At 62.9% G+C, this 22,612-nt stretch carries 24 protein-coding genes and 2 tRNA genes; 10 read left to right on the top strand and 16 right to left on the bottom strand.

Annotation, left to right across the window (positions count from 1 at the left end; translation table 11 throughout):
• Positions 1 to 43: 43 nt before the first annotated feature.
• Positions 44 to 874 carry a cytochrome C assembly family protein gene (locus tag RBH19_RS03055; RefSeq protein WP_306727350.1) on the top strand — a complete coding sequence of 277 codons (831 nt, stop codon included), beginning with the start codon at positions 44 to 46 and terminating at the stop codon, positions 872 to 874.
• A gap of 108 nt (positions 875 to 982) precedes the next feature.
• Positions 983 to 2,269: an HlyC/CorC family transporter gene (locus tag RBH19_RS03050; RefSeq protein WP_306727349.1), complete on the top strand. Its 1,287-nt coding sequence runs from the start codon at positions 983 to 985 to the stop codon at positions 2,267 to 2,269.
• A 15-nt stretch (positions 2,270 to 2,284) separates the two neighbouring features.
• Here the strand turns inward: RBH19_RS03050 and radA are convergent, their stop codons facing one another.
• Positions 2,285 to 3,664 carry a DNA repair protein RadA gene (gene radA / locus RBH19_RS03045; protein ID WP_306727348.1) on the bottom strand — a complete coding sequence of 460 codons (1,380 nt, stop codon included), beginning with the start codon at positions 3,662 to 3,664 and terminating at the stop codon, positions 2,285 to 2,287.
• A 158-nt stretch (positions 3,665 to 3,822) separates the two neighbouring features.
• On the opposite strand from radA, the gene RBH19_RS03040 reads away from it, so the two are divergent.
• The gene (locus tag RBH19_RS03040) at positions 3,823 to 4,653 is read left to right on the top strand and encodes a Stp1/IreP family PP2C-type Ser/Thr phosphatase (RefSeq protein ID WP_306727347.1); all 831 of its coding nucleotides are present in this window, start codon (positions 3,823 to 3,825) and stop codon (positions 4,651 to 4,653) included.
• Positions 4,654 to 4,713: 60 nt separating this feature from the next.
• Positions 4,714 to 5,373, top strand: coding sequence for an FHA domain-containing protein (locus RBH19_RS03035; RefSeq protein ID WP_306727346.1), 660 nt, complete (start codon positions 4,714 to 4,716; stop codon positions 5,371 to 5,373).
• Between the two features lie 23 nt (positions 5,374 to 5,396).
• Here the strand turns inward: RBH19_RS03035 and alr are convergent, their stop codons facing one another.
• The 8 genes from alr to rnr all read right to left on the bottom strand — a co-directional run bounded on the left by alr (position 5,397) and on the right by rnr (position 13,522).
• Positions 5,397 to 6,470: an alanine racemase gene (gene alr, locus RBH19_RS03030; RefSeq protein WP_306727345.1), complete on the bottom strand. Its 1,074-nt coding sequence runs from the start codon at positions 6,468 to 6,470 to the stop codon at positions 5,397 to 5,399.
• 137 nt (positions 6,471 to 6,607) lie between these two features.
• Positions 6,608 to 7,999 carry a replicative DNA helicase gene (gene dnaB / locus RBH19_RS03025; RefSeq protein ID WP_306727344.1) on the bottom strand — a complete coding sequence of 464 codons (1,392 nt, stop codon included), beginning with the start codon at positions 7,997 to 7,999 and terminating at the stop codon, positions 6,608 to 6,610.
• Between the two features lie 150 nt (positions 8,000 to 8,149).
• Positions 8,150 to 8,599, bottom strand: coding sequence for a 50S ribosomal protein L9 (rplI, locus tag RBH19_RS03020; RefSeq protein ID WP_306727343.1), 450 nt, complete (start codon positions 8,597 to 8,599; stop codon positions 8,150 to 8,152).
• 24 nt (positions 8,600 to 8,623) lie between these two features.
• Positions 8,624 to 9,532, bottom strand: coding sequence for a YybS family protein (locus RBH19_RS03015; protein ID WP_306727342.1), 909 nt, complete (start codon positions 9,530 to 9,532; stop codon positions 8,624 to 8,626).
• A 65-nt stretch (positions 9,533 to 9,597) separates the two neighbouring features.
• Positions 9,598 to 9,828, bottom strand: coding sequence for a 30S ribosomal protein S18 (gene rpsR, locus RBH19_RS03010; RefSeq protein ID WP_306727341.1), 231 nt, complete (start codon positions 9,826 to 9,828; stop codon positions 9,598 to 9,600).
• A gap of 33 nt (positions 9,829 to 9,861) precedes the next feature.
• Positions 9,862 to 10,227: a 30S ribosomal protein S6 gene (rpsF, locus tag RBH19_RS03005; RefSeq protein ID WP_306727340.1), complete on the bottom strand. Its 366-nt coding sequence runs from the start codon at positions 10,225 to 10,227 to the stop codon at positions 9,862 to 9,864.
• Positions 10,228 to 10,533: 306 nt separating this feature from the next.
• Positions 10,534 to 11,256 carry a 23S rRNA (guanosine(2251)-2'-O)-methyltransferase RlmB gene (rlmB, locus tag RBH19_RS03000; RefSeq protein ID WP_306727339.1) on the bottom strand — a complete coding sequence of 241 codons (723 nt, stop codon included), beginning with the start codon at positions 11,254 to 11,256 and terminating at the stop codon, positions 10,534 to 10,536.
• Positions 11,249 to 13,522, bottom strand: a complete 2,274-nt coding sequence (gene rnr / locus RBH19_RS02995; protein WP_306727338.1) for a ribonuclease R — start codon at positions 13,520 to 13,522, stop codon at positions 11,249 to 11,251. Before rnr ends, rlmB begins: the two co-directional genes overlap by 8 nt.
• Positions 13,523 to 13,658: 136 nt before the next feature.
• Here rnr and RBH19_RS02990 point away from each other — a divergent pair.
• Positions 13,659 to 13,745: transfer RNA gene (locus tag RBH19_RS02990), tRNA-Leu, on the top strand.
• 64 nt (positions 13,746 to 13,809) lie between these two features.
• On the opposite strand, the gene cgtA is transcribed toward RBH19_RS02990, so the two are convergent.
• From cgtA to rplU, 3 genes are all read right to left on the bottom strand, one after another.
• Positions 13,810 to 14,892 carry an Obg family GTPase CgtA gene (cgtA, locus tag RBH19_RS02985; RefSeq protein ID WP_306727337.1) on the bottom strand — a complete coding sequence of 361 codons (1,083 nt, stop codon included), beginning with the start codon at positions 14,890 to 14,892 and terminating at the stop codon, positions 13,810 to 13,812.
• A gap of 169 nt (positions 14,893 to 15,061) precedes the next feature.
• Entirely contained in the window at positions 15,062 to 15,319 is a 258-nt protein-coding gene (rpmA, locus tag RBH19_RS02980; RefSeq protein ID WP_306727336.1) for a 50S ribosomal protein L27, read from the bottom strand.
• A gap of 66 nt (positions 15,320 to 15,385) precedes the next feature.
• Positions 15,386 to 15,700 carry a 50S ribosomal protein L21 gene (gene rplU / locus RBH19_RS02975; RefSeq protein ID WP_306727335.1) on the bottom strand — a complete coding sequence of 105 codons (315 nt, stop codon included), beginning with the start codon at positions 15,698 to 15,700 and terminating at the stop codon, positions 15,386 to 15,388.
• 251 nt (positions 15,701 to 15,951) lie between these two features.
• Between rplU and ispB the strand changes: the two genes are divergently transcribed.
• The gene (gene ispB, locus RBH19_RS02970) at positions 15,952 to 16,920 is read left to right on the top strand and encodes an octaprenyl diphosphate synthase (protein WP_306727334.1); all 969 of its coding nucleotides are present in this window, start codon (positions 15,952 to 15,954) and stop codon (positions 16,918 to 16,920) included.
• Positions 16,921 to 16,979: 59 nt separating this feature from the next.
• Positions 16,980 to 17,056 (top strand) — tRNA-Pro (locus tag RBH19_RS02965).
• Between the two features lie 487 nt (positions 17,057 to 17,543).
• Here RBH19_RS02965 and RBH19_RS02960 read toward each other — a convergent pair.
• Complete coding sequence (locus RBH19_RS02960; protein WP_306727333.1) at positions 17,544 to 17,762, bottom strand: type 2 periplasmic-binding domain-containing protein; 219 nt, start codon at positions 17,760 to 17,762, stop codon at positions 17,544 to 17,546.
• A 51-nt stretch (positions 17,763 to 17,813) separates the two neighbouring features.
• Complete coding sequence (locus tag RBH19_RS02955; RefSeq protein WP_306727332.1) at positions 17,814 to 18,272, bottom strand: hypothetical protein; 459 nt, start codon at positions 18,270 to 18,272, stop codon at positions 17,814 to 17,816.
• Positions 18,273 to 18,335: 63 nt separating this feature from the next.
• On the opposite strand from RBH19_RS02955, the gene RBH19_RS02950 reads away from it, so the two are divergent.
• The 3 genes from RBH19_RS02950 (at position 18,336) to RBH19_RS02940 (ending at position 21,019) form a co-directional block, all read left to right on the top strand.
• Entirely contained in the window at positions 18,336 to 19,454 is a 1,119-nt protein-coding gene (locus tag RBH19_RS02950; protein WP_306727331.1) for a PQQ-dependent sugar dehydrogenase, read from the top strand.
• Entirely contained in the window at positions 19,451 to 20,095 is a 645-nt protein-coding gene (locus RBH19_RS02945; protein WP_306727330.1) for a VTT domain-containing protein, read from the top strand. Before RBH19_RS02950 ends, RBH19_RS02945 begins: the two co-directional genes overlap by 4 nt.
• Before the next feature lie 84 nt (positions 20,096 to 20,179).
• On the top strand, positions 20,180 to 21,019 hold the full coding sequence (locus RBH19_RS02940) for a DUF547 domain-containing protein (protein ID WP_306727329.1): 840 nt from the start codon (positions 20,180 to 20,182) through the stop codon (positions 21,017 to 21,019).
• 108 nt (positions 21,020 to 21,127) lie between these two features.
• On the opposite strand, the gene RBH19_RS02935 is transcribed toward RBH19_RS02940, so the two are convergent.
• Together RBH19_RS02935 and RBH19_RS02930 are read right to left on the bottom strand one after the other, a co-directional pair.
• Positions 21,128 to 22,081: an SPFH domain-containing protein gene (locus RBH19_RS02935; RefSeq protein WP_306727328.1), complete on the bottom strand. Its 954-nt coding sequence runs from the start codon at positions 22,079 to 22,081 to the stop codon at positions 21,128 to 21,130.
• 77 nt (positions 22,082 to 22,158) lie between these two features.
• Positions 22,159 to 22,596 (bottom strand): NfeD family protein, encoded by a 438-nt coding sequence (locus RBH19_RS02930; protein ID WP_306727327.1) that lies wholly within the window; start codon positions 22,594 to 22,596, stop codon positions 22,159 to 22,161.
• Positions 22,597 to 22,612: the final 16 nt, after the last annotated feature.

Raw genomic sequence — 22,612 nt, 5'->3', positions numbered from 1 at the left:
AGGGCCGGATGACCCGACAGCTGATGAGAGACGCCACTTCACCATGTTCACGCCGCTAACCGCCATTCTGGCTGCAAGCGCCTACACCGTGGCCATGATCCTGCTGATCATTCGCCTGGTGCGGCGTACAGCCTCGCCGCTGGCCGCCGACCGCATGCGTGGAACCGCACTGGGCATTGGCCTCTCGGGCAGCCTGCTGCACGCCCTGAGTCTGTACGCATTGATCATGCGCCCCGACGGGCTGGACCTTGGCCTGCTGAATATCGTGTCCCTGGTGGGTTGGGTCGTGAGCACCGTGATCCTGGTTTCCGCCCTGCGCCAGCGGGTGCTCAATCTGGCCATCCCCTTGCTGCCCATCGGGGCCATGAGCAGCCTGGCGGGCGTGATTGCCAGCCAGGACATGCCCACCCTGGTGGATCAGCCCTCAGGCATGCTGGTGGCTCACATCCTGCTATCCATAGCCAGCTACAGCCTGCTCAGCATCGCGGCCGTCCTGGCCATCGTGCTCAGTTTCCAGGAAAGCCGCCTGCGAAAACGCCATCCCGGGGGGGTGCTACGTATTCTGCCCCCCCTTGAGATCACCGAACGGCTGCTGTTTCAGCTGATCGGTCTTGGCTTTGCCGGATTGACGCTGGCCCTGTTCAGCGGATTCTTCTTCGTCGAGAACCTGTTTGCCCAGCATCTCGTTCACAAGACAATTCTGTCCCTGCTGGCCTGGATCCTCTTCGGAATCCTGATCTGGGGCCGGATCCAGTTCGGCTGGCGGGGCCGCATTGCCATCCGCTGGACCCTGATCGCCTTTGTCCTGCTGGCACTTGCCTACTTCGGCAGTCGCATCGTCCTGGAACTGATCCTCGACCAACGCTGGGGCTAAGGCGGCCAGGACCCCCGATCGATCCATTCACGCCCGCCGCCCCCTTGCAGGGCCCGTCCCGGGCCGGAGACAATGCACTCACGCGGATAAAGGGAGACATCACCGCTCGTGGAAGCCATTCCCCTAAGCGCCCTGTTCTGGACACTCGGGCTGCTGATCATACTTTCCGGATTTTTCTCCGGGTCGGAAACGGCCCTGATGACCCTGAACCGCTATCGCCTGCGCAATCAGGTTCAGGCCGGATATCGCGGCGCCCGTTTCGCCGAGCGCCTGCTGCAGCGCCCGGACCGACTGCTGGGCCTGATCCTGCTGTGCAACAATTTCGTCAACATCGCCGCCTCGGCCCTGGCCACGATCATTGCGTTGCGCCTGGGTGGTGAGGCCGCCATCGCCATTGCCACCGGTTTGCTCACGCTGGTGATTCTCATTTTCGCGGAGGTGGCACCCAAGACCCTGGCGGCGATCCATCCGGAACGCCTGGCCTACCCCGCCGCCTACGTCTACACACCCCTGATCCGCCTGCTGTATCCGGTAATCTGGCTGGTCAACCTCGTTGCCAATACTCTGCTGCGCCCCTTTGGTATCCGGCCGGAAGTCGCCCGTGATGATGCCCTGAGCCCGGACGAGCTGCGCACAGTGGTGGCCGAAGCCGGGCGGCTGATCCCGAAGCGCCACCAGAACATGCTCATCAGCATCCTCGACCTTGAGCAGGCGACGGTGGAGGACATCATGGTGCCGCGCAACGAGATCGCGGGCATTGACCTGGAAGATCCCTGGGAAGAGATCATTGAGGAGCTGACCAACAGCCAGCACACCCGTCTCCCGGTCTACCGGGAAAACATCGACGATATCGTCGGCATTCTGCATACACGCCGGGTACTCAATGCCATCGCCCGCGGTGAACTGAACCGGGCCAAGCTGGAGGATATCGTTCGAGAGCCCTACTTCATCCCCGAGAACACCCCCTTGCATCGCCAGCTCATCAATTTCCAGAACACCCAGCGCCGAATCGGCCTGGTGGTGGATGAATACGGCGACATCCAGGGCCTGGTGACGCTGGAGGACATTCTCGAGGAGATTGTGGGCGAGTTCACCACCGATCCCATGGCCACCCGGGTCAAGGGCATTGTCGAGGAAGAGGACGGCAATTACATGGTGACCGGCACGCTGCACCTGCGCACCATCAATCGTGTGCTGGGACTGGATCTGCCCACCGACGGCCCGAAGACCATCAACGGCCTGATCCTGGAATACATGGAGACCATCCCGGAACCGGGCACCAGCCTGCGCATTGCCGACTACCCCATGGAAATCATTCAGAGCAGTGCCAGCGCCGTTCGCACGGTGCGAATCAAACCGCGACTGACGCCCGCCACTCCCGTCGAGGAAGACTGAACCGATGCGCTGGACTCAGTCCCTCAACACCGCGTTGATGGCATCACTCAGGCGTCGAACGGGAACCACTTCCATGCCGGCGGGGGCGCGCCTTGGGGCATTGGCCTTCGGCACGATGGCGCGTCGGAAACCATGCTTGGCCGCTTCGTTAAGGCGCTCTTCTCCGTTGTAGACCGGACGTACCTCTCCGGACAGACCGATCTCCCCGAACACCACCATTTCCGCCGGCAGGGGACGGTCACGAAAGCTGGACAGGGCGGCCATCAGCAGGGGCAGATCCGCGGCGGTTTCCTCCACCTTGAGCCCCCCCACCACATTGATGAACACATCCTGGTCAGCCATGGCAATGCCACCATGGCGATGCATCACCGCCAGCAACATGGAGAGACGATTCTGATCCAGTCCCACGGCCACGCGACGCGGATTATTCATGTGACTGGCGTCCACCAGGGCCTGCACTTCAACCAGCAGCGGGCGACTGCCTTCCCGGGCCACCATCACGGCACTGCCGCTGACACCGGTCTCATGCCCTGACAGGAATATGGCCGAGGGATTGCGTACTTCCTTGAGCCCGGCATCATCCATGGCAAAGACACCCAGCTCATTGACTGCACCGAAGCGATTCTTCACGGCCCGGATGACCCGGTAACGGCTTCCGGCATCATTCTCGAAGTACAGCACCGTGTCCACCATGTGTTCCAGTACACGGGGGCCGGCAATTACCCCTTCCTTGGTGACATGCCCGACCAGAAAGACGGCCGTTCCCGTCTGTTTGGCAAAGCGCACCAGCTGGGCCGCGCTTTCCCGTAACTGGCCGACGGCACCCGGCGCCGATTGCACGGCCTCCGAGAAGATCGTCTGGATGGAATCCACGATCAGCACTGCCGGTTTCTCGGCCTCGGCGGTGGCGAGGATCCGCTCCACGCAGGTCTCCGCGGCCAGGCGCAGGCTGGCATCCCCTACCGCAAGGCGCTCGGCACGCAGGCGAACCTGTTCCAGTGACTCCTCACCGGTGACATAGAGCACCCCCCGATCATTGGCCAGACGGGCGCAGGCCTGTAACAGGAGCGTGGACTTGCCGATGCCGGGGTCGCCTCCGATCAGGACGGCCGAGCCGGCCACCAGACCACCACCGAGCACCCGATCCAGCTCACTCAGGCCGGTACTGACCCGAGCGGCCTCGCGACCTTTCACATCCGACAGATCGAACACACCACTGGCCCCGGCGTACTGGGCGCGCGCCCGCCCACCCGGTGCCACTCTCCCCGGGCCACTGGCCACCGGGCGGCTCTCCACCAGCGTGTTCCAGGCGCCACAATCCGCACACTGACCGGACCATTTCGGGGCCTGGGCGCCACAGTTTTCGCATTCATAGACGGTCTTTGCTCGTGCCATGCTGACTCCGCTGACTGGACGGAAAAGTGGAGAATGTCGGCGCCGGCATCTTAGCAGACCTTGTCGGCGATACCCGGCATGCCATACTCTTTAGCCATGACGCCCCGGTCGGCCTGGCATCAGGCAATGACCGGACCCGCCAATGAGCAGGGGTAACTATGGCTGCCGAGGGAAAGCTGACCGCAGCCGGCCGCACGGATACCGGCCGAAAGCGCCCGCACAATGAGGATGCCATCGAGGTAGTCATCAAGGACGGCCTGATGGTGCTTGCCGACGGAATGGGGGGATACAGCGCCGGGGAGATCGCCAGCCAGATCGCGGTGGATACCATCGTCCACACCGTCCAGAATGCCAGCCCCATGGAACGCGGCGACCGACTGCTTCAGGAAGCCATTGCCAAGGCCAACCGCGCCATTCTCGACAAGGCGAAAGAGAACCCCGAACGCGAAGGCATGGGCACCACCATTGTCGTCTGCCTGTTTCGTCGCGGACGGGTGACCATAGCCCATGTGGGTGATTCCCGCGTCTATCGCCTCCGGCGTTCACGCCTCGAACGCCTGACCACCGACCATTCCCTGACCCAGGAGCTGCTTGAACGCGGATACTACACCCGCATGGAGGCCCGTCAGGCGAGTAACCGTCACGTCATCACCCGCGCCCTGGGCATCAACCGTCAGGTGGATGCCACCATCAACGAGGAACCAGTGGCGGAGGGCGACCTGTTCCTGCTCTGTTCGGATGGTCTGACCGACATGATGGATGATCACAGCATCCGATATGCGCTGGACAAGAAAGACCAGCCGCTGGAAGAGATGGCAACAGGGCTGGTGCGTCGGGCCAATGACCTGGGCGGGCGCGACAATATCTCCGTCATTCTGGCCCGGGCAGGCCGGGGCAGCGACCGGGACGAAACGGCTTCACCGCTGGCGACGCTGCGGGAGGGACTCAAGCGCTTGCTGGGCCGGGAAAAGCATCCCTCCGGCTCCTGAGGCCAGGCCTGCGCGCCCGGTGAGAGACCAATACGACAGAAAACCAAAGGGGCAATCGACATGGCACGACTTTCAGTTCATCACCGCGATGCACTGGTGGGGCAGTTCGAGCTGGGCAAGCGACTGACGCTTGGCCGCCAGGAAGACAACGACATCCACCTGGATGATGGCCGGGTCAGTGGCCATCACGCCATCGTCGAGCTGAGGGGGGATCACTACTGCGTGGAAGACCTGGGCAGCACCAATGGCACTCACCTGGGCGACCGACGGGTACGCCGGGTCGGCCTGCGGGACGGGGATGCCTTCCACATCGGCCCGTTCCGTATCCAGTATCAGGGGCCCAGCGCCCCCCCGAGTTTCCAGGACACCATGATTCTGCGGCTGGACGACCTCGCCAATACCGGCGCGGACAGCTCCGCACTGAAGGAAGCAGCCCGTACCGATACCGCAGTCAATGGCAAGAAGAACGATATCCGCATTGAGGTTTTGAGCGGAGACAATGCCGGTGAAACCCTGATACTGGACGAAGCCGTCACCACCATCGGTGTTGCCGGAGAACAGGTCGCCGCCGTCACCCGCCGTCGCGATGGCTTCTATCTGGTTCCCGTGGCCGGCGGCAGCCCCCGGGTCAATGGACGGGAAACCGGACCGCGATCCATGCGCCTGAAGAACGGAGATGAGATGGAGGTGGCCGGGGTTCGGCTGGCCTTCCGGGAGTAGCTACCTACCCGATCCGGTTTGCCTCAAACCACATCAAACTTGACGCGTCGGGTCACCCCGCAAAGTAGCTCGTAGGGGATCGTCCCCACATGGCGGGCGATCTCCTCCACGGGCAGGCCTTCACCCCACAGCACCACCTGATCACCCACCGCGGCCTGTGGGTGCTGGCGCAGGTCGATGGTGACCATATCCATGGAAACCCGCCCCACCACCTGACTGAGTTCGCCATTCAGCAGCACGGGCGTTCCAGTGGCCACATGCCAGGGGTAGCCATCACCGTAGCCGATGGCGGCAACGCCAAGCTGCATGTCTTCCGGGGCCGTCCAGAAACCACCGTAACCGACCTGGCCGCCCTTGCGAATGGACTTGATGGCGATGAGTTCGGTACTGACAGTCATGCCAGGCCGCAGGCCAAGATCACGTCCACAGCGATCAGCGAAGGGCGTGGCCCCGTACAGTGCAATACCGGGACGAATCCATTGCTGATGGCTTTCGGGCCAATCAATGACACCGGCCGAGTTGGCGATGGAGCGTTCCCCGGGCCAGTCCTTCACGCATTCCAGAAAGTCACGAATCTGTTGACCCGCATCCGGCTCGCCACCGGGGAGATCCGCCGAGGCAAGATGGGTCATGTAGCGAAGCTCTCCCTTCACGCCACCGCTGCCCAGCAGGCGTTCACGGGCTTCTGCTGCCTCGGCGGGATCAAAGCCCAGGCGGTGCATGCCGGTATCGATCTTCATCCACACCGGCACCCGGGCATGGCTTTCCTCCAGCAAGGACAGCTGCCAGGGGTCATGAATGACCACTTCAAAGTTGTTTTCCTGAGCCCGGTTGAGTTCCGCAGCGGAATGCACCCCTTCCAGCAAAACCACCGGATGCCCCAGACCCGAGGAGCGGATTTCCAGCGCCTCCTCGATACAGGCCACCGCAAAGGCATCTGCCCCACGAAAGGCCTTCGCCGCCTCGACCAGGCCATGCCCGTAGCCGTTGGCCTTCACACAGGCCATCACCCGAGCCTCCGGCGCCCGCCGGCGGATCTGCGTGAGGTTATGGGTCAACGCATCGGTATCAATGCGGGCGCGGGTGGCGCGGGTCATAGTGTCTCTCGTAATCGTAATCGTAGTCGTAGTCGTAGTCGTAGTCGTAGTCGTGTTTTTTTTTCGAGTCTCGGGAAAACCCGATTACGATTACGATTACGACTACGATGGCCGGGGCATTCTGTTAAGTGTGGGGGTTAGTAATCCCCATCCATATATTCATCACTGATGTAGTTCTCGAAACGGGTGAAGCTGCCCAGGAAGGTGGCGGTCACCTTGCCAGTGGGGCCGTTACGCTGTTTCTCGATGATCAGTTCGGCCATGCCCTTGTGGGGCGTATCCGGGTTGTACACCTCGTCACGGTAGATGAAGACGATGACGTCGGCGTCCTGTTCGATACTGCCGGATTCGCGCAGGTCGGACATCTTGGGGCGCTTGTCCGGGCGCTGTTCGAGATTGCGGTTGAGCTGGGAGAGCGCAATCACCGGCACGTCCAGCTCCTTGGCCAGGGCCTTGAGGCCACGGGAAATCTCGGAGATCTCATTGGTCCGGTTTTCGGACATGCCAGCCACGCGCATGAGCTGCAGGTAATCGACGACCACCAGGCCGAGATCGTGTTCACGCTTGATCCGGCGGCAGCGGGCTCGCAGCTCCGTAGGCGTCAGTGCGGGCGTATCGTCAATGAAGATGGGGGCCTCGGACATCAGATGCACGGCTGAGGTGATTCGCGGCCAGTCCTCTTCCGAGATCTTGCCCGTGCGAACCTTGGACTGATCCACCCGGCCCAGCGAGGAGATCATGCGCATGGCGAGCTGCTCACCCGACATCTCCATACTGAAGATGGCCACGGACTTCTTCGCCTGGATGGCCGCGTGCTCGGCAAAGTTCATGGCCAGGGAGGTCTTGCCCATGGAGGGGCGGGCGGCGAGGATGATCAGATCACTGGGCTGAAGGCCCGAGGTCATCTCATCGAATCGGTCGAGACCCGACGGCACGCCGGTAATCGGCTCGTCCTTGTGGATGAGCTCATCAATGCGATCCACCGCCTCTCGCAACAGGGCCTTGATGGGGCTGTAGGTCTTGCTGCCGCGACTGCCCTGCTCGGCAATCTGGAACACCCGCTTCTCGGCCTCTTCGATCAGTTCCTTGCTGCCGCGCCCGTCCGGGGCGAAGGCACTTTCACTGAGTTCGTTACCGATACGGATGAGCTGACGCAGCACCGAACGCTCTCGCACGATGTCCGCGTAGGCGCGCACGTTGGCGGCACTGGGCGTGTCCTTGGCGAGTGCACCCAGATAGGCCAGACCGCCGGCATCATCCAGTTCGGCGGTCTTTTCCAGGTGTTCGGAAACGGTCACGGCATCGCTGGGCTCGCCCTTCTCGGACAGGGCGGCGATGGCACTGAAGATGATCTTGTGATCGCGACGATAGAAGTCTTCGTCGGAGAGGCGGTCAGCGATCTGATCCCAGCTGCTGTTGTCCAGCATCAGGGCACCGAGGACGGCCTGTTCGGCTTCAAGAGAGTGCGGCGGGACCTTGAGGGCATCCGTGTCCATGCCGCTGTGCATTGATTCTGCCGAACTGACCATACCATGCCCTCCTGCAAGGCGCTCACCGAAGGCCAGACCGAAGTGGCTGGCCGGTACCGCTTGCACTTCCGCCCTACTCTGCCACCAAAGTGACGCAGACAGAAGCCACGGGCCGCCCCCACCGGGAACGGCCCGCTGGTTCAGGCAGGATTATTCCTCGCCGATGACCGTCACGGTAATGGTGACGTCTACATCGGTGTGCAGGTGCAGATCCACCTTGTGCTCGCCGGCTTCCCGCAGGGGACCGTCGTGCATGCGGATTTCCTTGCGCTCGACCTCGTGACCCTGGGCCTTGAGGGCATCTTCGATGTCGATGGGACCCACGGAGCCGAACAGCTTGCCTTCGGAACCCGCCTTGGCGGTGATCTCCAGCGTCATGCCTTCCAGCTTCTCGGCACGGGCCTTGGCCGCTTCCAGAGCCTCGGCGGCCTGCTTTTCAAGCTCGGCGCGACGGGCCTCGAATTCGGCAATGTTTTCCTTGGTCGCCGGCTTGGCGATGCCATAGGGAATGAGGTAGTTGCGACCGTAACCGGGCTTCACGGTTACCTTGTCACCCAGACCACCGAGATTTTCAACCTTGTCGAGGAGTATGACTTCCATAGCTATCTACCTGAATCGTATCGGTTAATCGTTGGCGCTGTTTTCCTGGCCAGTGGCCGGAGCAAAACGCCCCCGGAAATCAATCACATTATCCAGTATCGCCAGCGCAGCCAGCAGGCTCATCGCCGGAAGGGACATCAGTACCAGCATGAGATAGACCGGCGCCAGCCAGAATCCGCTCATGCCGCGACGATGAACCAGGGCATGGCAAACGGCCAGCCCCTGGAACATCAGTAACAGGATGGCCACCAGAGCCAGACTGTCGATGATGCCGATGGTGGTCAGAGCCGCCAGAACGAACAGGGCACCCCCTGCCAGAACGGCGACCTGACCGTGGCGCAGCTCGTGAAAATCCGCCCGGAATCCCCCGGGATTATACAGGATCGCCTGCCACCAGCGACCCAGTATCAGACTCACGATCAGTGCTGCCGTCAGTGCCGTTGCCAGCACGCCCGGCACCAGCCGAGCCATGGCATCCAGCTCCCTCTCGCCGGGCACCCCACCATCGCGGGACGCCTCAAACAGCGGCACCAGGACCTGGTCAACCAGGCGTCGGCTGATCTCTCCGCCCGTTTCCGGACTGGCGAAAAAGGCCAGCACCACCATCATCCCGAACAGCCCGGCCAATTGCAGACTGCCTGACAGGGACTGGGTTCGGCGCAGGTTCCAGCTCATCACCAGCACCGGCAACCACAAGGAGAGTGCTGTTCCCGCCATGACAATGGGAGGCATTCCCACGAACAGGGCGAAGGGAACCAGGCCCGCACTGGCGAGCAGGGCCACGGCGAGCCCTTCCGCCGGCCCCTGGCGTAATCCCACCAGGGCCACCAGACCGCCGCCCAGCAGGCTCAGCCACTGGATCGCCCCGGTGAGCCAGACCACGATGGCGGCTCGCCAGCGGCTGCTCATTATCCAGGACAGGACCGCCTGCATGCATCAGCTCCAGCAAACATCTGGCCCCATGGGGCCAGACGTCCATTCCGGCCAGCGAGGCCGGATCAGTTGGTGTGGCCGTCCGTGTAGGGCAGCAGGGCCAGATAACGGGCACGCTTCACGGCCCGGGACAGCTGGCGCTGGTAGAAGGCGGAGGTGCCGGTAATGCGGCTGGGCACAATCTTGCCGGCTTCCGTGACATAGGCCTTCAGGGTGCCGAGATCCTTGTAATCGATCTCCTTGACACCTTCGGCGGTGAAACGGCAGAACTTGCGACGACGGAAAAATCGGGACATGTCTGTATCTCCTATCCGGTTTTATTGCCGCGCTCAGGCGCTGGCAGTGGACTCTTCGCGCTCTTCACGGCTGCTTTCACCTTCCGGCTTGGACAGCGGAGAGGGCTCGGTGACAGCTTCTTCGCGGCCGATGACCAGATGACGGATCACGGCATCGTTGAAGCGGAAGGCGGAGAGGATTTCCTCCAGCGCTTCCTGGCTGCATTCCACGTTCATCAGAACGTAGTGCGCCTTGAGCACCTTGTTGATCGGATAGGCCAGCTGACGACGACCCCAGTCCTCCAGGCGATGAACGGTGCCTTCGGCGGACTCGATGATGGACTTGTAACGTTCGATCATCGCCGGAACCTGGTCACTCTGGTCCGGGTGAGTCAGAAAAACGATCTCGTAATGACGCATTCGAGTAAAACTCCCTTCGGATTCGGCCTCCCGCCTGCGCGGTGAAGCAGAGAGCGTGACGACCCGCCGACAGGGAAACGCCACAAAAACAAAAGCCCCGGTGCCGGCCCGGGGATTAATCGACGAATTTTAGGGGAATTGCGAGAGGTCCGCAAGCCCAAAGGGGGGAGGATTGCCCTGGTCCTCGTATTCGTTGTCGTTGTCGTTGTCGTAATCGGGTTTCTGCTCTTCTAACGAGGCAAAAAGGCCGACAACGACAACGACAACGATTTCGTAGGATTGGGGCGAATTCCGGCCTTTGCGTTGCTAGGCCCGCTGGCGGACGGCTTCGTACAGACAGACACCCGCCGTGACCGACACATTCAGGCTCTCCACCTGCCCCGCCATGGGCAAAGCGGCGAGAAAATCACAGTTTTCACGGGTCAGACGGCGCAGGCCATCGGCTTCGGCACCGAGGATCAGGGCCAGGGGACCGCGCAGATCCAGCTCGTAGAGACTCTGGCCGGCCTCCCCGGCCAGACCTACTGTCCATATGCCGGCCTCGCGCAGCCGTTCCAGGGTGCGGGCCAGATTGGTCACGCTCAGGAAGGGCACCGACTCGGCGCCCCCGGCGGCGACCTTGCGGGCGGCGGGGGTCAAGGGGCTGGAACGATCTTTCGGCACGATGACGGCATCCACCCCCGCCGCATCCGCCGTGCGCAGGCAGGCGCCAAGATTGTGCGGGTCCTGAACCCCGTCCAGCACCAGCAGCAGCAATGAATCCCCGTTTTCGGCCCGGGTCACCAGCTCGTCCAGGTCAGCCACCCTGCCACCGGCTTCGGCCTTCGCCACAATCCCCTGGTGCCGATCGGTACCGGCCATGATCATGAGCTGCTGCTTGTCGGCATCCATCACCGGAATGCGGGCCGCATTCGCCATGTCGACGAGTTCTCGAACACGACGATTGCCCACGGCCACATGCAATTCGGTCACACGCCCGGCCTGCAGGGCCGCCCGGACGGCATGAATGCCGGCAACGATGTCAGTCACGCCGCTTGCCCTTTTTCCGACCCTTGCGGCCCTTCGGTCCCTTCCGGCCTCCATCGCCGCCCCGGCCGCCGTCGGCCTCCGCCTCGGCCGGCTCCAGGTCAATCTTGCGCTCGTCCGGGTCCACACGCACCACGCGAACCTTGAGGCTGTCCGTCAGACGGAACACCCGGCCGGAGCGCTCGCCCACCATGCGGTGGCCGGCGGCGTCGAACTTGTAGTAATCGTTGGGCAGGGAGGTGACGTGAACCAGGCCCTCGATATAGACCTCCTTCAGCTTCACGAACAGGCCGAAGGAGGTCACTCCCACGATCATGCCCTCGTACTCCTCACCCACTCGGCTCTGCATGAACTCGCACTTCAGGGTATCGGCCGCATCACGGGTGGCCTCGTCAGCCCGGCGCTCGGTGGAAGAACAATGGCCACCGATGCGTTCCATGTCCTTGAAGCCGTAAGCGTATTCATCCTCCGGCTCCTTGCGCAGAACATGTTTCAGCGCCCGGTGCACCAGCAGATCCGGATAGCGACGAATGGGCGAGGTAAAGTGCAGATAGGTGTCGTGGGAGAGGCCGAAGTGGCCCACGTTCTTGGGGCTGTACATGGCCTGCTTGAGAGAGCGCAGCAACACCGTCTGGATCAGGGTATCATCCTCGCGCCCCTGGGCATCACGCAGAACCTGGGCGTAATGCTTCGGCTCCGGTGACTCGCCACCGCCCAGCTTCAGACCGAGCTTGCCGAGAAACTCCCGCAGATCCGTGACCTTCTCCTGCTCCGGCCCCTCATGCACCCGGTACAGGGTCGGCATGCGGTGTTTCGCCAGAAATTCACCCGTCGCCACGTTGGCGGCAATCATGCATTCCTCGATCAGGCGATGGGCATCATTGCGCTCCGTGGGTACGATGCGTTCGATCTTGCCGAAGTCATCGAAGAGGAATTTGGTCTCCACCGTCTCGAAGTCGATGGCACCACGCTGATGGCGACGGCTCAGCAACTTGCGGAACAGATCGTGCAGATTTTCCACATTGCCCAGCACGTGCTCGTATTCCCGGCGCAGTTCCTTGTCACCCTGCAGCATGGCCCAGACCTTGTTGTAGGTCAGGCGGGCATGGGAGCGGATGATGCCTTCATGGAAACGGCTGCTCTTGACCTTGCCGTTCTCGTCGAAGAAGAGCTCGCAGACCATGGTCAGACGATTCACGTCCGGGTTCAGGGAGCAGAGACCGTTGGACAGCACTTCCGGCAGCATGGGGATGACGGTGCCGGGGAAGTACACGGAGGTCCCGCGACGGAAGGCCTCGGCGTCCAGGGCGCTGTCCGGCTGCACGTACTCCGCCACATCGGCAATCGCCACCAGCAGGCGGAAGCCGTCATTCTCCGTACGCTCACAGAACACCGCGTCATCAAAGTCCATGGCGGTTTCGTCATCGATGGTGATGAGCGGAACGTCACGGAAATCCTTGCGCCCCTCGGCCGCGGAATCCGGCACGGATTCGCCGAAAGATTTCGCCTCGGCTTCCACTCCATCGGGCCATTCCCGGGGCAGGCCATGGGAGTGCACGGCAATATCGATTTCCATGCCGGGATCCCGATGATCACCAAGAATCTTGTCCACCCGGCCGATGGGTTGATTGCGGCGGCTGGGATACATCTCCAGGATGACCCGCACGATCTGGCCGTGCTTCGCTCCGCCGCGCTTTTCCGGCGGCACGAAGATGTCCTGGTTGTAGCGGCTGTTGTCCGGCACCACGAAACTGATACCGGATTCCTCGAAATAACGCCCCACCAGGTCTTCGGTATTGCGGGACAGGATGCGTGCCAGGGAGCCGACCGGGCGATTGCGGCGGTCGATATCCACCACGCGAACCGCGACGCGGTCGCCGTGCATGATCTCGCGCATCTCCCGGGGCGGGAGGAACACGTCTTCCTGGCCGTCGTCGGGGATGCAGAAACCGAAACCGTCCTTGTGGGCGGTCACTATGCCGGTGACCAGTCCCACCCGGTCCACCAGGCACAGCGCCCCGCGACGGTTGGTGATGATCTGGCCGTCACGGATCATGGCGCGGATGCGGAAGGTGAGGGCCTCGACTTCCTCGGGATCAATCAGACCCAACTCTTCGGTCAAATCCTCGAAGGCCTGGGGCTCACCCAGCTCTTCCATGCACTTGAGGATGTATTCCCGCGAGGGAATGGGTTTTTCGTAACGGCGCGCCTCCCGGCCCGCCTTCGGATCATCTTTCCAGCGTGTCTTGTTGCTATTTTCTTTTGTCATTCTTTCATTGTCTCATTGTTGCCCCGACAGCCAACAGGGCCGCCGGGCGAAATTTTGAATTTGTGCTCATGGGCGCGTTGACAATCGCCACGGCTGGCGGTAAAGTTCGCGGCCTTGATCGGCACCGCCGGTCACTGCCGAGGTGGCGGAATTGGTAGACGCGCCAGCTTCAGGTGCTGGTGGGGGTAACCCCGTGGAGGTTCAAGTCCTCTCCTCGGCACCATCTTCGAAGGGCTCCCGATCGGGAGCCCTTTTTCGTTCCGGCCCCGTTCAATCACCACCCGGACTCAGGCCCCTTCCTCTCCGGAGGCCCCCTGTTCGGACAGATCGGCCCCGGCCTGTCGTTCGGCTTCCATCTGGGCTTCGCGCTTTTCTTCCAGGCGATTCATGATGGCCTGGGCCAGGCTCTGCGTGCCCTCCCGGCTCTCCGCCGAAATGCTGAATACCGGCCCCTGCCAGCCCAGTTCGTCCACCATCAGACGTTCCATCTCCGGCCGCTCGTCCGGTGCCAGGGTGTCCATCTTGTTGAGGACCAGCCAGCGCTCACGATCCCCCAGCTCCTCACTGAATTTCTCCAGCTCGGTAACCACCGTCCGCACATGGCTGACGGGATCCCCTTCCGGCGGCTGCACGTCCACCACATGCAGCAGCAGCCCCGTGCGCTGCAGATGCTTGAGGAAACGGATACCCAGGCCGGCGCCTTCGGCGGCCCCCTCGATCAAGCCGGGAATATCCGCCATCACGAAGCTGCGCAACGGCCCCAGGGAGACCACGCCCAGGTTGGGGTGCAGGGTGGTGAAGGGGTAATCCGCCACCCGGGGCCGGGCATTGGACAGGGCACGGATCAGGGTGGACTTGCCGGCATTGGGCAGGCCCAGCAGACCCACATCCGCCAGCAGCTTCAGTTCCAGCTCCAGTTTTCGCCGCTCACCGGGGGTGCCGCGGGTGAACTGACGCGGGGCCTGGTTCACGCTGCTCTTGTAACGGGTATTGCCCAGACCGTGCCAGCCGCCATGGGCCACGATCAGACGCTGCCCGTGCTCCACCAGATCGCCGATCAGCTCCCCGGTTTCCGCATCGTGCACCAGGGTACCCACGGGCACGGGCACTTCCAGATCATCACCACTGGCACCGGTTCGGTTCTGGCCCTTGCCATCCTCGCCCCGCTGGGCCTTGAAGGTGCGGGTCACTCGGAAGTCCGACAGGGTGTTGATGCCCTCATCGGCCACCAGCCACACGCTGCCGCCATCCCCGCCGTCGCCCCCGTCCGGACCGCCCTTGGGAATGTACTTTTCGCGCCGGAAACTTACGCAGCCACTGCCGCCGTCCCCGGCCTGCACCTGGATTGTCGCCTCATCAACAAACTTCACTGGAAAGCTCCGAGCTGAAAGTGACGTGCCACGAGCGAACAGACACGACCAGGCAGTGCCTGCTCGTCGCTCGCTGCTCGTGGCTCGCCGCCACTTGCCAATCCCACATACGACAAGACCCCGGCAGCATCGCTACCGGGGTCTGCACATCCTGAAAAACCGTCTGAATTCAGTCTGCTTCGATGCAGACGAACTTGCGGTTCTTCGGGCCGCGGGTGATGAAGGACACCTTGCCGTCGCGCGTGGCGAACAGGGTGTGGTCCTTGCCCATGCCCACGCCTTCACCGGCGTGAAACTGGGTGCCCCGCTGGCGCACGATGATGCTGCCGGCGCTCACGACCTGGCCGCCAAAGCGCTTGACGCCCAGCCGTTTTGACTCGGAATCGCGACCGTTACGTGTACTGCCGCCTGCCTTTTTATGTGCCATCTTGCGCTACCTCGAAATGCTGTCTGGCGAATCTCACGTCCCGGGCCCGCCCGGAAACGCCAATTGTCAGCCCTTGATGCCGGTAATTTCAACTTCGGTGTAGGGCTGGCGATGACCATAGTGGCGGCGATAGTTCTTGCGCCGCTTGAACTTGATCACGTCAATTTTTCTGTGGCGGCCTTCAGCCTTGACCGTTGCCGTGACCTTGCCACCGTCCACGAAGGGGGCGCCGATCTTCGGCTCCTTGCCTTCCTCACCGATCATCAGAACCTGATCGAACTCGATGGAATCACCTTCGGCAGCGCCGAGGGTCTCCACGCGGATGGTGTCACCTTCACTGACGCGGTACTGCTTCCCGCCTGTTTTGATTACGGCGTACATCGGGACTTGTCTCCAGATAAAGCTTGTTGAACCCCGGCCCAGACCAGGATTCCCCAGGACCAGGGTCGCAAAGGCCCTTGAGCGAAGCCGCGCATTCTAGCCCGTGCCGGCGCCCGGGTCAAATACCCGCGCGCCCTTAATTGCCGCCGGTGCGCACGGTGCCAGCGACCCTGGGAAGGCGGCATTTGTCGGCCCCGCGCCGGACTGCTAGCATCAGCGCCCGTCACCGCTCCCGGATACTCGATCAGCTCATGACCCTGGAACAGATTCGCGCACTGGTAGAGGACGATTTCGCGGCCGTCGACCGGGAAATCCATGCCCAGCTCAACTCCGACATCGCCCTCATCAACCAGCTCGGCCACTACATCGTCAACAGTGGTGGCAAGCGCCTGCGCCCGCTGCTGGTGCTGCTGGGCGCCCGTGCCGCCGGTGGCCAGGGCGCGAAACCCGTGACCATGGCGGCGGTGATCGAGTTCATCCACACCGCCACCCTGCTCCATGACGATGTGGTGGATGCCTCCGAGCTGCGCCGGGGGCGGGACACCGCCAACGCCCTGTGGGGCAATGAAGCCGCCGTGCTGGTGGGCGATTTCCTCTATTCCCGTTCCTTCCAGATGATGGTGTCCCTGGGCCAGCCGCGCATCATGGACATCATGGCCGATGCCACCAACCGCATCGCCGAGGGCGAGGTGCTGCAGCTGCTCAACTGCAATGATCCGGACACCACCGAGGAACGCTACCTGGAGGTGATTCGCCGCAAGACCGCGACCCTGTTTGCCGCGGGTACCCGCACGGCTGGCCTGCTGGCCGGCGCCGAGGAAGCCGTTCAGGACGGGCTCAGCGAGTACGGCATGGCCCTGGGCGAGGCCTTTCAGATCACCGACGATGTGCTGGATTACAGCGCCTCCAGCGAGGACATGGGCAAGAATGTCGGCGACGACCTGGCCGAGGGCAAGCCCACCCTACCGCTGATCCACGCGATGCGCGAAGGCAGCCCCGAGCAGCGCCAGCTGATCCGAGAAGCCATCGAACAGGGCGGCCTGGAACGCATCGAGGCCGTGACCGCCGCCATCCACGAGACCGGAGCCCTGGACTATGCCGGCCAGCAGGCGGATGCCGCCGTGGAACGGGCGCTGTCCGCCCTGGACTGTCTGCCCGCCAGCAACTTCCGTGAGGCCCTTTCCGCCCTCGCTCACCTCTCCGCCCGGCGCAAGAACTGAAGCCGGCGGGCAACGATTGCAAGGCGCCGTGCGATCCCGTATGATTCCGCGCCTGTCGTCGGGGTGTAGCTCAGCCTGGTAGAGCACTGTCTTCGGGAGGCAGGGGCCGGAGGTTCAAATCCTCTCACCCCGACCACTAATCTGTAGCCCACTGTTCCCGGCAGTGGGCTTTTTTATTATGGAACCTCGCCCCCCTTTTCTCGCACCCACAGTTGACCCTCTGGGCCAATGGCATTTTCCCTCTCGACTTCGTTGCTCCTCGCTCATGTAGCACAGGGGCTACACTACGCTCGTCGCGCCTCGCGAGAGGAAAAATCCCATTGGCTGTGGGCGCGAGAAAAGGGGGGCGAGGTTCCCGGCCAATAGAGGGGAGGATTTGAACCTACGGTTCACTTCCCTGCTACGGCATCCTGCCTCCGCGACGGGAAGCCCGGCCCGGTCCGTCCATGGACCGGGCGCCAGTCGAGCTGCGAAAGGCCACCGGCCTTTCGGTCTCGCCTGGCCCTCTCACCCCGACCACTAATCTGTAGCCCACTGTTCCCGGCAGTGGGCTTTTTTATGCCCGTGATCCCGATCACCGGCAACCGCAATCATCACCCCACTGGCATCGCCAACACCATTGCCTACTCGAGTCCGGTTCCATCACCGCTTCCGGAGGCCCAGGCGGTGCCGTCGTCATGGAGCGAGAAGGCTTCGTCCTTGCAGGGCTTGAGCTGGCGAGTCGCCTGCAGGCTTAAGGCATGGTCCGGGGGAACGATGAGTTGCCGATGCCCGCCCTTGAGCGCCTCGTCGAGCAGGCGATCGCCTTCTTCCGGGGTGAGGGCTTTCTCTTTCTCATTCATGGGGTGTGCTCCCATTCATTGAGACCTGCCGATTCCGACGCCGCCCGCGGTTCAATGTTTCCCGCCGCTGTAGCGGGCAAACAGCCAGCCACCGGCCAGGGCCGGCAGGGCCATGCCCAGCAGGCCGCTGGCACTGCGGGTGGCGGCGATGGGGGTCATGGGGGCCAGGGTATTGATGATGAGCAGCAGGGCCAGCACCGCGATGAAGGCGGCCAGCCCGTAGAAGGTCTGCCGGCGGATGGGGTCGGACAGTGACGCCAGCCGTCGGGTGATCAGCCCGGCGATGGGCAGGGCCGGCAGCAGGGCCAGGGCCACCAGGATCGCCCAGACCGGCCCGAAGGTGATCAGGTCGGCGCCCATGGCGGCCAGACGCTCTCCCGCCGTGACGGGCACACCCAAGGCGGCAATGGCGCTCATGTTGTGCCAGCTCTGCACCAGACTGCCAAGGGCCGCGGTGGTCAGGGCGGCAGCCAACCACAGCCCTACCCAGGACAGGAACGTCCGCATCATCTGTTCTCCCGGCCATATTCTGGTAGTTTCATTGCATCCTATCCATTCGGGAACGCTTTCGCCATGATCACCCAACGCCTCCTTGTGACTGTATCTGCCCTGCTTGGCCTGCTGCTGCTCGTCCCGGCCCAGGCCAGTGAGGTGAACTACCGCATCGAAACCGTGGCCGATGGCCTCAATCATCCCTGGTCGCTGGCCTTTCTGCCGGACGGCCGAATGCTGGTGACCGAACGTGCCGGACGGCTGCGCCTGATCGATGCCGACGGCCAGCTGCAGCCGGAGCCTGTCGAGGGCGTGCCCGAGGCCTATGTGGCCAGCCAGGGCGGCCTGTTCGAGGTATTGCCCCACCCGGCGTACGAGGACAATGGCTGGCTCTACCTGAGCCTGGCCCATGGCACGGCCCGCGCCAATACCACCCGGGTGGTGCGCGGGCGCCTGCAGGAGCATGCACTGGTGGATGTGGAAGTGCTGTTTGACGCCGAGCCTACCCGTTCGACACCGGTGCACTATGGCGGGCGCATGGCCTTTCTGCCCGACGGCAGCCTGCTGCTGGGCCTGGGCGATGGCTTCGATTACCGGGAAGAGGCCCAGAAGCCGGACAATCATCTCGGCACCCTGATCCGCCTGAACGACGAAGGCAGCGTGCCACCGGACAATCCCTTCGTGGACGATGAAGAGCGGCGCCCGGAGATCTACAGCTACGGGCATCGCAATATCCAGGGCATCGTGCACGATCCGGGCAGCGGCCTGCTGTGGTCCCATGAGCACGGCCCGCGGGGCGGTGATGAACTCAACATCATCCGGCCCGGTGCCAACTACGGCTGGCCCGCCGCCACCCATGGCATTGACTACTCCGGTGCCCGCATCAGCCCCCATCGCACCTTGCCGGGCATGGAAGAAGCCGTGCTGGTGTGGACACCGGCCATCGCCCCGGCGGGCCTCAGCCAGTATCGCGGCGAGCAGTTTCCGGAGTGGGAGGGCGATCTGCTGATCGCCGGCCTGGTGGCCAGGGCCATCCTTCGTGTCAGCCTGGATGGTGAATCGGCCCGGGAAGAAGAACGCCTGTTCCGGGAAGTCGGCGAGCGAATGCGGGATGTGCGGGTCGGTCCGGACGGAGCGATCTATCTGCTCACCGACAGCCGGGACGGCAAGCTGCTGCGGGTTGAGCGGGACGCCTCATGAACCCGCGCCTGCTCCTGTTGATCGGCATCGTGGCGGCGGGCCTGCTGATTGCTGTCTGGCAACCGGTGGATCTGGACACCCTGTTCCACTGGGGTGAACGCTTCACCGGCAATCCCCTGGCCCTGCTGCTGATCATTCTGATTCAGGGCCTGCTGTTCACCTTCGCCCTGCCGGGCAGCACCCTGGTCTGGGTCGTGGCGCCCTTCCAGGCTCCCTGGATCAGTGTGCCGGTATTGATTGCCGGCAGTCTGCTCGGCGCCCTGGGGGCGCATCTCTTTGCCGACCGCCTGACACGAAACTGGCAACCGGGCGGCCAGGCCCAGGCCATCATCGATCTGCTGGAGAAACGCGGCGATGTACTCACCCAAATTGCCCTGCGCGCCCTGCCCGGCTTTCCCCACTCGGTGGTGAACTATGCCGGCGGCCTGCTGAGGCTACCGCTGCCGGGCTATATCACGGCGGTCGTCATTGGTCTCGGCTGCAAGTGGTCGGTGTATGCGGTGGCCATCTACGGGATCGGCAGTGCCGCCCAGGGCGAGGACGCCCTGTCGGTCTGGCAGCTGCTGCCCCTGTTCCTGCTCGCCGGCCTGTTCCTGCTGGCAGCCTGGCTGCGCCCCAGGTTGATGGGCAAGCGCCACTGAGACACGGGGGCAACGGCGACGTCACGAAACATCCCGGCGTCAAGACCGTCAGACAGCTCAGACAAGTGTGATCAGGGAGAGACCATGACCATTCGATTGCTCACCGCCCTTCTGCTGTTCTTCATCCTCCATCCGGCGTCCGCCGACTCGATGGAGGCACTGTTCGCCGATTACCAGGCACTGTTGGAAAAACACCTGAGTGAGAAGGATCTGGACCAGGACGGCCTGGTTTCGGCCTTCGACTATCAGGCGGCCCTGGATGATGAAGACAGCATGGAGCGGGTGAGCCGACAGCGCGAGGCGCTGAAGGACTTCGATCCCGACACACTGGACGAGCGGGAAGCCGCCAACGCCTTCTGGCTGAACGCCTACAACTTCTTCATGATTGCCCACATTCTCGAGGAGAAGCCGGACGGCAAGCTGGTGGAATCCGTCTGGGACTACGGCGGGCGCTACAACCCCCTGCGCAAGAACGTCTTCGAGCGCGAGCTGTTCGAGATCGGCGGCCGGCAGTACAGCCTGGACGGCATGGAAAAGGACACCCTGCTAGGGGATGACTTTCAGGAGCGGGACTGGGCCGATGCCCGGGTGCACTTCGCGGTGAACTGCGCCTCGGTGGGCTGCCCGCCCCTGCGCAAGCAGATCTACACCGCCGACAATCTGGGGGCGCTGCTGGCGGAAAACACCCGGCGCGCCCTGAACACCGAACGTCACCTCAAGGTGGATGGCCGCACCCTTTATCTGACCCGCCTGTTCGACTGGTACGAGAATCACTTCAAGTGGGAGGCGGATTCGGTGCGTGACTGGATCAAGGCGCATGCCGATGATCGGGTGGGCGAGAAAATCGATGAGACCGACCGTATTCGCTACATCAGCTATGACTGGAAACTGAACAAGCCGGGGAATTTTTCCGAGTTTGATTAACGTCGGATTCAGGCCATTGCGCGGATAAATCCGCGCCTGCAGGGGGCTTCGAATAAAAAACGGCACCCCTGCATGGGGTGCCGTCGAATGACAAGCGAAGGTCGGGAATCAGCCCTGGCTGCGCATCTTGCCTGCCAGTTCGCTGAAGGCGCCGATGGTGCTGCCCAGCTGGCTGAACTCGGCCGGCAGGAAGACACGGTCGCCCTTCTGGGCGATGTTCGGCAGGGTGCGCAGGTACTCCAGGCCCAGCAGATAGCCAGTGACCTTTTCCGCATCCAGGCCCTTATCGCCGCCCGCTGACAGAATGGTCTCAATGGCCTGGCGCTCACCTTCGGCACGGCGAATCGCGGCTTCACGATCGCCGTCGGCGCGCAGCACGGCCGCTTCCTTGTCACCCTCGGCCTGCTTGATTTCCGCTTCCCGCATACCATTGGCTTCGGTCACGGTGGCGCGCCGCTTACGCTCGGCGGTCATCTGGGCGCGCATGGCTTCTTCCACCTCGGCCGGCAAGTCAATGTCCTGGATTTCCACGCGGGTGACCTTCACGCCCCATTTCTCACCGGCTTCATCCAGGATGGTGAGCAGGCGCTGGTTCACCTCATCACGGTTTTCCAGCAGGTCGTCCAACTCACGGTTACCCACCACGGAACGCAGGGTGGTGCGCGTCAGGGTTTCCACCGCCAGCACGAAATTCTCCACCGTATAGACCACGGATTTCGGATCCACCACCTGATAGTAGATGGCACCGTTCACCCGCACGGCCACGTTGTCCTTGGTGATCATGGGCTGACCGGGAAAATCCAGCACCGTTTCACGCTGGTCGATGCGATTGGTGTTGGTCATGATGCGCTGACCGGTACGGGTGTAGGCCTGCACCGTAACCTGGCGCGGCTGATCAACGAAGGGGATGATCAGATTGATGCCCGGGTTGAGCACCCGGTGAAAGCTGCCGAGACGCTCGATGACCATGCATTCGGACTGCTGCACGATGCGCAGACCCTGCGCCAGAAAGACGGCGATCAGAACCGCCAGAAGACCCAATACAAGAATGCTCATTTCCATGAATGTTCCCCCAACAGGAATAGAAGAAAAGAAACGCCAGCCCGGTTCTCAGCGGGCCGGCGAGCAACACCTCATCATCAATCGGTTTGCGTGGCCTGAACCAGGGCGACGATGCCGCGAAATTCCACCACCACGACTTCCATGCCCGGCTCCGGCTTGAGACCACTGCGAAATTCGGCCGGGTAGAAATCCCCGTAGATCTCCACGCCGATTCGGCCATCCCGCTCCACCACATCACGCGGCACGGAGGCTTCATCGCTGGGCTCGTTCATGACCGAGAAACGGTCACCCGGGAAATACTGGCGGAAGACAATGACAATCAGTGGCACGATCACCGCCGCCGACACGCCAAAGATCAGCAGCTGTCCACCCAGGCCCGTATTGGGAGCCAGCATCATGACCACCATGACCACCGAGGCCGCCAGGGCCAGACCCAGCAGAATGAACTGCCCGCCCATCAGTTCGGCCAGACCCAGCAGGAGGGCGGCGATCGCCCAGAGATGCCATGCCTGCATATTCATTTCCCCCGTT

This window comes from Natronospira bacteriovora (assembly GCF_030848495.1).
GTDB classification, from domain to species: domain Bacteria; phylum Pseudomonadota; class Gammaproteobacteria; order Natronospirales; family Natronospiraceae; genus Natronospira; species Natronospira bacteriovora.
The sequence above is the reverse complement of the archived record's forward strand: the minus strand, read 5'-3'. Positions and strand labels throughout refer to the sequence as shown.

What these genes read in the sequence shown, in the direction of transcription:
- RBH19_RS02955 (WP_306727332.1), bottom strand. Translation starts at nt 18,272, where the DNA reads ATGATGCGGACGTTCCTGTCCTGGGTAGGGCTGTGGTTGGCTGCCGCC.
- rplI (WP_306727343.1), bottom strand. Translation starts at nt 8,599, where the DNA reads ATGGAAGTCATACTCCTCGACAAGGTTGAAAATCTCGGTGGTCTGGGT.
- RBH19_RS02960 (WP_306727333.1), bottom strand. Translation starts at nt 17,762, where the DNA reads ATGAATGAGAAAGAGAAAGCCCTCACCCCGGAAGAAGGCGATCGCCTG.
- RBH19_RS03035 (WP_306727346.1), top strand. Translation starts at nt 4,714, where the DNA reads ATGGCACGACTTTCAGTTCATCACCGCGATGCACTGGTGGGGCAGTTC.
- RBH19_RS02950 (WP_306727331.1), top strand. Translation starts at nt 18,336, where the DNA reads ATGATCACCCAACGCCTCCTTGTGACTGTATCTGCCCTGCTTGGCCTG.
- rnr (WP_306727338.1), bottom strand. Translation starts at nt 13,522, where the DNA reads ATGACAAAAGAAAATAGCAACAAGACACGCTGGAAAGATGATCCGAAG.
- alr (WP_306727345.1), bottom strand. Translation starts at nt 6,470, where the DNA reads ATGACCCGCGCCACCCGCGCCCGCATTGATACCGATGCGTTGACCCAT.
- ispB (WP_306727334.1), top strand. Translation starts at nt 15,952, where the DNA reads ATGACCCTGGAACAGATTCGCGCACTGGTAGAGGACGATTTCGCGGCC.
- dnaB (WP_306727344.1), bottom strand. Translation starts at nt 7,999, where the DNA reads ATGGTCAGTTCGGCAGAATCAATGCACAGCGGCATGGACACGGATGCC.
- radA (WP_306727348.1), bottom strand. Translation starts at nt 3,664, where the DNA reads ATGGCACGAGCAAAGACCGTCTATGAATGCGAAAACTGTGGCGCCCAG.
- rplU (WP_306727335.1), bottom strand. Translation starts at nt 15,700, where the DNA reads ATGTACGCCGTAATCAAAACAGGCGGGAAGCAGTACCGCGTCAGTGAA.
- RBH19_RS02930 (WP_306727327.1), bottom strand. Translation starts at nt 22,596, where the DNA reads ATGCAGGCATGGCATCTCTGGGCGATCGCCGCCCTCCTGCTGGGTCTG.
- rpsR (WP_306727341.1), bottom strand. Translation starts at nt 9,828, where the DNA reads ATGTCCCGATTTTTCCGTCGTCGCAAGTTCTGCCGTTTCACCGCCGAA.
- RBH19_RS02935 (WP_306727328.1), bottom strand. Translation starts at nt 22,081, where the DNA reads ATGGAAATGAGCATTCTTGTATTGGGTCTTCTGGCGGTTCTGATCGCC.
- rpmA (WP_306727336.1), bottom strand. Translation starts at nt 15,319, where the DNA reads ATGGCACATAAAAAGGCAGGCGGCAGTACACGTAACGGTCGCGATTCC.
- rpsF (WP_306727340.1), bottom strand. Translation starts at nt 10,227, where the DNA reads ATGCGTCATTACGAGATCGTTTTTCTGACTCACCCGGACCAGAGTGAC.
- RBH19_RS03055 (WP_306727350.1), top strand. Translation starts at nt 44, where the DNA reads ATGTTCACGCCGCTAACCGCCATTCTGGCTGCAAGCGCCTACACCGTG.
- RBH19_RS02940 (WP_306727329.1), top strand. Translation starts at nt 20,180, where the DNA reads ATGACCATTCGATTGCTCACCGCCCTTCTGCTGTTCTTCATCCTCCAT.
- RBH19_RS03015 (WP_306727342.1), bottom strand. Translation starts at nt 9,532, where the DNA reads ATGCAGGCGGTCCTGTCCTGGATAATGAGCAGCCGCTGGCGAGCCGCC.
- RBH19_RS02945 (WP_306727330.1), top strand. Translation starts at nt 19,451, where the DNA reads ATGAACCCGCGCCTGCTCCTGTTGATCGGCATCGTGGCGGCGGGCCTG.
- RBH19_RS03040 (WP_306727347.1), top strand. Translation starts at nt 3,823, where the DNA reads ATGGCTGCCGAGGGAAAGCTGACCGCAGCCGGCCGCACGGATACCGGC.